The sequence below is a fragment of the Kineococcus indalonis genome (genome assembly GCF_009906395.1).
GTDB lineage: Bacteria > Actinomycetota > Actinomycetes > Actinomycetales > Kineococcaceae > Kineococcus > Kineococcus indalonis.
In genome coordinates this window covers 1-7156 of record NZ_JAAALM010000180.1, presented here as the reverse complement: position 1 = coordinate 7156, position 7156 = coordinate 1, and the positions used below count along the sequence as shown (strand labels likewise).

Sequence of the window (7156 nt, the reverse complement as noted above, 5' to 3'; positions counted from 1 at the left end):
GGCTTCGACGACGGGGGCTTCGACGGCGGCGGCGACTTCGGCGGCGACTTCGGCGGCGACTTCGGTGGTGACATCGAGGTGTGAGCCCGGCGGGGCGGTGCCCGGCGGCCCGGGGGATGATCGGGCCGTGCGGGCGGGGCGTGGGCGCAGGGTGGACCGGTGAGCGCGAGGGCGCCGCGCGAGGAGCGCGGCCGCTTCCCGGCCTCGGTGTACGAGCACGGCGGCGAACCGGACCCGCGCTTCTCCCTGGCCAACGAGCGCACCTTCCTGGCGTGGATCCGCACCTCCCTGGCCCTGCTGGCCGCGGGCGTCGCCCTGGAGGGGCTGGCCCTGCCGCTGCAGCCGCAGCTGCGCCTGGCCGCCGCCCTGCTGCTCGTGGCCCTGGGCCTGCTCGCCCCCGCGCAGGCCTGGTTCGGCTGGGCGCGCGACGAGCGGGCCATGCGCCGCGGCGAGCCGCTGCGCTCGCCGGCGCTGGCCGCGCCGCTGACCGCCGGCACCGCCCTGGCCGGGGTGCTCGTCCTGCTCGGGCTGCTGCTGCGGTGAGGGGCCAGCACGCGGGGCCGCGCGGCGGCTCCGCCCTCTTCGACGCCGGTCTGCAGCCCGAGCGCACCGCGCTGGCCTGGCGGCGCACCGCCCTGTCCCTCGTCGTGGCGGGCCTGGGGGCCACGCGGCTGCTGCTGCCGCAGCTGGGTGCCGGCGCGGTGGTGCTGGGGCTGGCGGCGACCTGCACCGGGGTGCTGGTGCACGTCCTGGCGTCCCGGCGCGCGCGCCGCACCACCGAGCGGCTGCTGCGCGCCGGGGACCTGGACGACCCGGCGGCCTCCGCGCACCTGCAGGCCCTCACCGCCGGCGCGTGCGCCGTCCTCGGCGCCCTGGCCCTGGCCCTGGTGCTCGCGCGCGGCGCGGGGGTGCTGCCGTGAGCCTGGACGAGGCCGCGGCCTGGGCGACGGTCCTGGGCGGCGCGGCCGTGCTGGTGGCCTTCGTCCGCTCGTGCGCGCACGTGGCCGCCCGCTACCACCAGCGCGAGCGCCACCGCGCGCGCGCCACCGAGCACGGCCTGGACCACGCGCGGATGGCGTGGTGGCGGCACGTGCGCGCCCGCTGGCGCTACCTGTGGGCCACCGGGCGGCTGCGCACCCCGCGCGAGGCCGGGCAGGCCGGGCAGGCCGGGCAGGCGGGCGGCGCGGGGGAGCGGGGCGAGCCGCGGCGAGAGCGCTGAGGCGCCTCAGCGCCGCCCGAGGGAGCGCTCCAGCTCCGCGGTGCGCTCGGCGCGCCTCCGCAGCCGCACCAGCTCGCGGTCGCGGCGCTCCACGAGCACCGCGGCCAGGAAGCGCTCGGGGTCCGTGCCCGCCGGCGGCGGCGGCGCCACGTGCGCCAGCAGCGCGTCGGCCAGCGAGGCGCCCAGGGCCCCGCGCGAGGCGGCGTGCAGCGAGGCGGCCCGGCCCAGGAACTGCCGCGCGGCCACCACGGTCCCCTCCGGCAGCCGGCCGATGTCGGCGCTGCCGGCCCAGCCGGCCAGCTCCGGCGGCATCGGCGGCAGCGGCACGTGCTTGGCCGCGGTGCGCTCGCGCACCACGTAGGTGCCCGCCAGCAGGTCGCCCACGCGCTTGCCGCGCGGGCTGATCAGGGCGCACACGATCGCCGGGCTGCCGGCCAGCGCCCACAGCTCGAAGAAGCCCGTCAGCGCCCGCACCATCGCGTGCCGGAAGCGCACCGGGCCGCCGTCGTCGCGCACGGCCCGCACCCCCACGACGAGCTTGCCCAGGGAGCGCCCGCGGGTGGCGGTCTCCACCGCGGTGGGGACGCCGACCAGGCACAGCACCGTCTCGGCCAGCACGATCGCGGCGGTGGCGGCCTCGTCGGCGCTGGACAGCAGCGCCCGCGAGACGTACAGCAGCGCGCCGAGGACCAGCAGGTGCGCCAGCGCGTCGATGGCGGCGGCCAGCAGCCGGGAGGCGAAGGACGCCGCGCGCAGGCCCAGCACGACCGCCTCGCCGGTGACCACGTCCCCGACGGGGTCCACCACCCGCGGCGACACCCCCGCGCCCGGCCCCGCGCCCGGGCGCCACGGCCCGCCGCCGGGGGCGGCGGGGGGCGGGACGTCGCTGGCGGCCACCGCAGCACCGTACCGGCCGCGCCCGGCGCAGGGCCCCGGCGCAGGGCCCCGGCGCAGGGCCCCGGCGCAGGGCCCCGGCGCACTGCCCCGGCCCACCGCCGCGCTCACTAGGCTCGAGCGCGTGGACGTCGACGCCTTCCGGGCCGTGCACGAGCAGGAGTGGGCGCGGCTGCGCGCCCTGGTGCGTCAGCGCCGCCTGACGGGCGTCCAGGCCGACGAGCTCGTCGTCCTCTACCAGCGCACCGCCACCCACCTGTCGGTGCTGCGCTCGGCGCAGTCCGAGCCGGTGCTGCTCGACGAGCTGTCCACGCTGCTGGTGCGCGCCCGCTCCCGGCTGACCGGCTCGCGGTACACCGCCTGGCGCCAGCTGCGGCACTTCACCGTGCGCGGGCTGCCGGCGGCGCTGTGGCGGCTGCGCTGGTGGAGCCTGGCCGCCACCGCGTACACCCTCGTGCTCGCCACCGCCGCCGGCGCGTGGATCGCGGGCGACAGCCGGGCGCAGGCCAGCCTGTTCGGCTCCGACGAGGACATCCGCCGCCTCGTCGAGGAGGACTTCGCCGGCTACTACTCCGAGTACGCGCACGCCTCGTTCGCCGGGCGGGTGTGGACGAACAACGCGGTGGTCGCCGCCACCTGCGTGGTCCTGGGCATCACGGGGGTGTTCGTGCTGCTGGCGCTGACGCAGAACGCCCTCAACGTGGGCCTGCAGGGCGGCCTGCTCGTGGACAACGGGCGCGGGGAGGTGTTCTTCGGCCTCATCGCCCCCCACGGCATCCTCGAGCTGACCGCGGTGTTCGTCGCCGCGGCGGCGGGGTCGAAGCTGTTCTGGACGTGGGTGGCGCCCGGCACCCGCGGCCGCGCGCAGGCCCTGGCCACCGAGGGGCGCGCCATGGTCGGCGTCGCCCTCGGGCTCGTGCTCGTCCTGTTCGTCTCCGGCCTCATCGAGGGCTTCGTCACCCCCTCCCCGCTGCCCACGGCGGCGCGCATCGCCGTCGGCGTGCTCGCCGAGGTCGCGTTCCTGCTGTACGTGGTGCTGCTGGGCCGCCCCGCCGCGGCGGCGGGGGAGACCGGCGACGTGGAGGCGCGCTTCGCCGGTGACGTCGCCCCCGTGCGCGGCTGAGGCGCGGGCGCCCCTCAGCCCTCCACGCGCTCGTCGCCGCGCTCGTCGCCGCGCTCGTCGCCGTCGTTCGAGCCGGTGCCCAGCAGGCTGCGCGTCAGGCGCTCGCCGTCCGAGAGCAGCTCCTCCAGCGCCTGGCGCAGGTCCGCGTCGCCCACCTCGTGCCCGCCGGTGGCCGCCAGCAGCACCGCGCGGCGCAGCAGCTCGCGCGCGAAGGACGCGGTGACCCCCTCGGTGCGTGCGGCGGCCGCGTCCAGCGCGGCCGCCGACACCGGCAGGTCCCCGGCGTACAGGCGGAACAGCGCCCGCCTGGCGGCCTCGTCCGGCAGCGGCACCTCCACCGCCAGGTCCACGCGCCCCGGGCGCTGCGCCAGCGCCCGCTCCAGCAGGTCCGCGCGGTTGGTCGTCAGGACGAAGGCGACGTCGGCGTCCCCGCCCAGGCCGTCCATCGCGTCCAGCAGCTCGAACAGCAGCGGGCGCTCGCCGGGGTGCGAGCCGCGGTCCTCGGCGACCAGGTCGACGTCCTCCAGCACCACGACCGCCGGCTGCATCGCCCGCGCCAGGTGCGCGGCGGTGCTCACGTGCGCCAGCGCCGTGCCGGAGAGCAGCACCACGGTCGTGCCCGCGGTGCGCGAGACCAGGTGCCGCACGGTGTGCGTCTTGCCCGTGCCCGGCGGGCCGTACAGCAGCACCCCGCGCTTGAGGTGCTGGCCGGCGGCCCGCAGCCGCTCCGCCGCCTCCCCGACGCCCACCACGTGCCGCACCACGCGCTCCAGCGAGCCCGGCGGCAGCACCACCGCCGAGGCCGGCACGTCCGGGCGCGCCAGGAACGTGATGCCCGCCGAGGAGTGGTGGTCGAACGGCGCGTGGGAGAAGGACAGCACCTGCCCGCGCAGCACGCTGCGCTCCAGCATCAGGCGGCGCACCCCCTCGATGAAGCCCGGCACCACCGCCTCGTCGGCGGCCGCGACCTCGATGCCGTGCGGGTACGGGCCGTGCTGCAGCGCCGCGCGCTGCAGCACGGCCACCGGCACCCCCTCGTGGTGCAGCAGCCGCACGCCCAGCGCCAGGGCGCGGCGGGTGGAGCCCGGCCCCGTCGGCAGGTTCACCCGGTCCGGGGCGGCGGTGCCGAAGCGGCCGTAGCGCGTCTCCAGCAGGTCCGCGAAGCTCATGTGGGCGCGCTGGTCGCCACCGGCCACGCCCACCACGCGCTCGCCGCCGCCCCGGCGCGCCACCTCCTCCAGCGCCACGTCCAGGTCGGCGAACTGGTGCGGGGGCACCTCCTCGCGCACCACCGGCACCCGGCGGGCGTCGGTGCCCAGGTGCGCGCCGACGACGTCGGCCAGGCCGGGGCCGGCGTCGTCGTCCTCGGCGCGCTGGGTGTGCACGACCTCCTCCAGGAAGGTGCGCACGGCGGTGACGAACCGGCGGGTGTCGGGGTCCACCCGGTGATCGTGGGGGTGCGCGGGCGGGCGCGTCCACCGACTTCCGCGGGTCCGGCAGCCCCCCTCACAGCCGCCCGGCGGCCTTCAGCGCCAGGTAGCGGTCCGCCAGCGCCGGGGCGAGCTCGTCGGGGGAGGCGTGCACCACCTCCACGCCCAGCCGCGTCAGCAGCGCCGCCGCGGCCTCCCGCTCGGCGGCGGCCGTCTCGGCGGCCGCCGCCGCGTACACCTGCTCGGCGTCCGCGCGCGAGCGCGCCAGCCGCACCAGCGCCGGGTCGTCCACGGCCGCCAGCACCACCGTGTGCCGCGCCGCCAGCTGCTCCAGCACCGTCACCAGCCCCGAGTCCAGCACCGAGGTGTCCAGCGCCGTCAGCAGCACCACCAGCGCGCGCTGGCGCGCCGTGGAGCGCACCTCGGTGGCCACCGCGTCCCAGTCCGCCTCCACCAGCGACGGCTCCAGGCCCGCCAGGGCCTCCACCAGGCCCGGCAGCAGCCCGGCGCGCGAGCCGCCGCGCACCCGCGCCCGCACCCGCCGGTCGTGGGCGATGAGGTCCACGCGGTCCCCGGCGCGCGCGGCCAGCGCCGCCGTCAGCAGCGCCGCCTCGATCGCCGCGTCCAGGCGCACCTCCAGCCCGCCGGGCCCGCCGCCCAGCCGGGCGGCCGCGGTGCGCGAGGCGTCGAGCACGAGCACCACGCGGCGGTCGCGCTCGGGCCGCCAGGTGCGCACCACCACCGCGTCGCGGCGGGCGGTGGCGCGCCAGTCGATCGAGCGCACGTCGTCGCCGTCGACGTAGTCGCGCAGCGAGTCGAACTCGGTGCCCTGCCCGCGGTGCTGCACGGCGCTGCGCCCGTCCAGCTCGCGCAGCCGCGCCAGCCGCGAGGGCAGGTGCCGGCGGGAGGAGAACGGCGGCAGCACCCGCAGCCGCCCCGGCAGCGGCAGCGAGCGCTGCCGCGCGGCCAGCCCCAGCGGCCCCGCGCAGCGCACCGTGACCCGGTCCGCCAGCCGGTCCCCGCGCCGGGTGGGCACCAGCACCGTGCTCAGCCGGGCGCGCTCGCCCGGCGGCAGGTCCAGGCGGTGGCGGTCCCGGCCCGCCCCCGCCGAGGGCTGCCAGGCGTCGCGCAGCACGCCGCGCAGCCGGCGCCGGCCGGTGTTGGCCACCAGCAGCTCCGCGGTGACCGGCTCGCCCAGGCGCACCGCCGGCAGGGGGGTGCGCCGCACCGACAGCGCGCGCGGGGAGGCCGCCAGCGCCACGTCCACGGCCACCAGCACCGCCGACAGGGCCAGCCAGGCCCACACCGCGCCCCAGCCGGGCCGGGCCAGCACCAGCGCCAGGCCCAGCAGCACCAGCAGCGGCGCCCGCCCGGTCAGCGCCACCGCAGCGCCCCCGCCACCGCGCCGCGCGCCCCCGCCACCGCGCCGCGCGCCCTCACCGGGGCACGGGCACGGTGCTGAGCACCGAGTCCAGCACCGCGTCCACGCTCACCCCGTCCAGCTCCGCCTCCGGGCGCAGCTGCACCCGGTGCCGCAGCGTCGGGCGCGCCAGGTCCTTCACGTCGTCGGGGGAGACGTAGTCGCGCCCCGACAGCCACGCCCACGCCCGCGCCGCGGCCAGCAGCGAGGTCGCCCCGCGCGGGGAGACGCCCAGCGCCAGCGACGGCGAGGAGCGCGTGGCCCGGCACACGTCCACCACGTAGCCCAGCACCTCGCGGGAGACCTGCACCGCCCGCACCGAGCGGGTGGCCATCGCCAGGTGCGCCGGGGTGGCCACCGCCCGCACGCCCGCCGCGGCCAGGTCGCGCGGGTCGAAGCCGGCGGCGTGGCGCGCCAGCACCTCCACCTCGTCCTCGCGCGCCGGCAGCGGCAGCGTCAGCTTCAGCAGGAAGCGGTCCAGCTGCGCCTCCGGCAGCGGGTAGGTGCCCTCGTACTCCACGGGGTTCTGCGTGGCGGCCACGATGAACGGCGAGGGCAGCGGGCGCGGCACCCCGTCCACCGACACCTGCCGCTCCTCCATGGCCTCCAGCAGCGAGGCCTGCGTCTTGGGCGGGGTGCGGTTGATCTCGTCGGCCAGCAGCAGGTTCGTGAAGACCGGCCCCTCCCGGAAGCTGAAGCGCGCGCTCTGCGCGTCGTAGACCAGCGAGCCGGTCACGTCGCCGGGCATCAGGTCGGGGGTGAACTGCACCCGCTTGGTGTCCAGCTCCAGCGCCGCCGCCAGGGTGCGCACCAGCAGCGTCTTGGCCACGCCGGGCACGCCCTCCAGCAGCACGTGCCCGCGGCACAGCAGCGCGATGACCAGGCCGGTGACGGCGGGCTCCTGGCCGACGACGGCCTTGGCGACCTCCTGGCGCACCGCGCGCAGCGCCTCGCGCGCCTCCTCCACCGCCGCGCCGCCGGCGGGCGGTGCGGGCTCGGTGGTGCCGACGGGCGCGTCGGCGCCCTGGACCGGGGTCTCGCTCACGTGGTGCCCTCCGTGGGGTTCGCGG

At 79.0% G+C, this 7156-nt stretch carries 8 protein-coding genes; 4 read left to right on the top strand and 4 right to left on the bottom strand.

The features are described 5' to 3' along the window. Nucleotides 1-159 precede the first annotated feature (159 nt). The 3 genes from GTR00_RS25750 to GTR00_RS10615 are packed head-to-tail and all read left to right on the top strand — an operon-like array spanning nucleotide 160 to nucleotide 1219. Nucleotides 160-543, top strand: coding sequence for a YidH family protein (locus GTR00_RS25750; RefSeq protein ID WP_166611596.1), 384 nt, complete (start codon nucleotides 160-162; stop codon nucleotides 541-543). Further along, complete coding sequence (locus GTR00_RS10620) at nucleotides 540-920, top strand: DUF202 domain-containing protein (RefSeq protein ID WP_166611595.1); 381 nt, start codon at nucleotides 540-542, stop codon at nucleotides 918-920. Before GTR00_RS25750 ends, GTR00_RS10620 begins: the two co-directional genes overlap by 4 nt. Then, complete coding sequence (locus GTR00_RS10615; RefSeq protein ID WP_166611594.1) at nucleotides 917-1219, top strand: hypothetical protein; 303 nt, start codon at nucleotides 917-919, stop codon at nucleotides 1217-1219. The genes GTR00_RS10620 and GTR00_RS10615 overlap by 4 nt, the downstream gene beginning before the upstream one ends. A 6-nt stretch (nucleotides 1220-1225) precedes the next feature. On the opposite strand, the gene GTR00_RS10610 is transcribed toward GTR00_RS10615, so the two are convergent. Continuing rightward, the gene (locus tag GTR00_RS10610) at nucleotides 1226-2116 is read right to left on the bottom strand and encodes an RDD family protein (protein WP_323132389.1); all 891 of its coding nucleotides are present in this window, start codon (nucleotides 2114-2116) and stop codon (nucleotides 1226-1228) included. Nucleotides 2117-2237: 121 nt separating this feature from the next. Here GTR00_RS10610 and GTR00_RS10605 point away from each other — a divergent pair, with 121 nt between their 5' ends. Beyond that, nucleotides 2238-3236 (top strand): stage II sporulation protein M, encoded by a 999-nt coding sequence (locus GTR00_RS10605; RefSeq protein WP_166611593.1) that lies wholly within the window; start codon nucleotides 2238-2240, stop codon nucleotides 3234-3236. 14 nt (nucleotides 3237-3250) lie between these two features. Here the strand turns inward: GTR00_RS10605 and GTR00_RS10600 are convergent, their stop codons facing one another. From GTR00_RS10600 to GTR00_RS10590, 3 genes are all read right to left on the bottom strand, one after another. Then, entirely contained in the window at nucleotides 3251-4678 is a 1428-nt protein-coding gene (locus GTR00_RS10600) for an AAA family ATPase (protein ID WP_166611592.1), read from the bottom strand. Nucleotides 4679-4742: 64 nt separating this feature from the next. After that, complete coding sequence (locus GTR00_RS10595) at nucleotides 4743-6050, bottom strand: DUF58 domain-containing protein (RefSeq protein WP_166611591.1); 1308 nt, start codon at nucleotides 6048-6050, stop codon at nucleotides 4743-4745. A 52-nt stretch (nucleotides 6051-6102) separates the two neighbouring features. After that, complete coding sequence (locus GTR00_RS10590; protein WP_166611590.1) at nucleotides 6103-7131, bottom strand: AAA family ATPase; 1029 nt, start codon at nucleotides 7129-7131, stop codon at nucleotides 6103-6105. Between the last annotated feature and the right edge of the window lie 25 nt (nucleotides 7132-7156).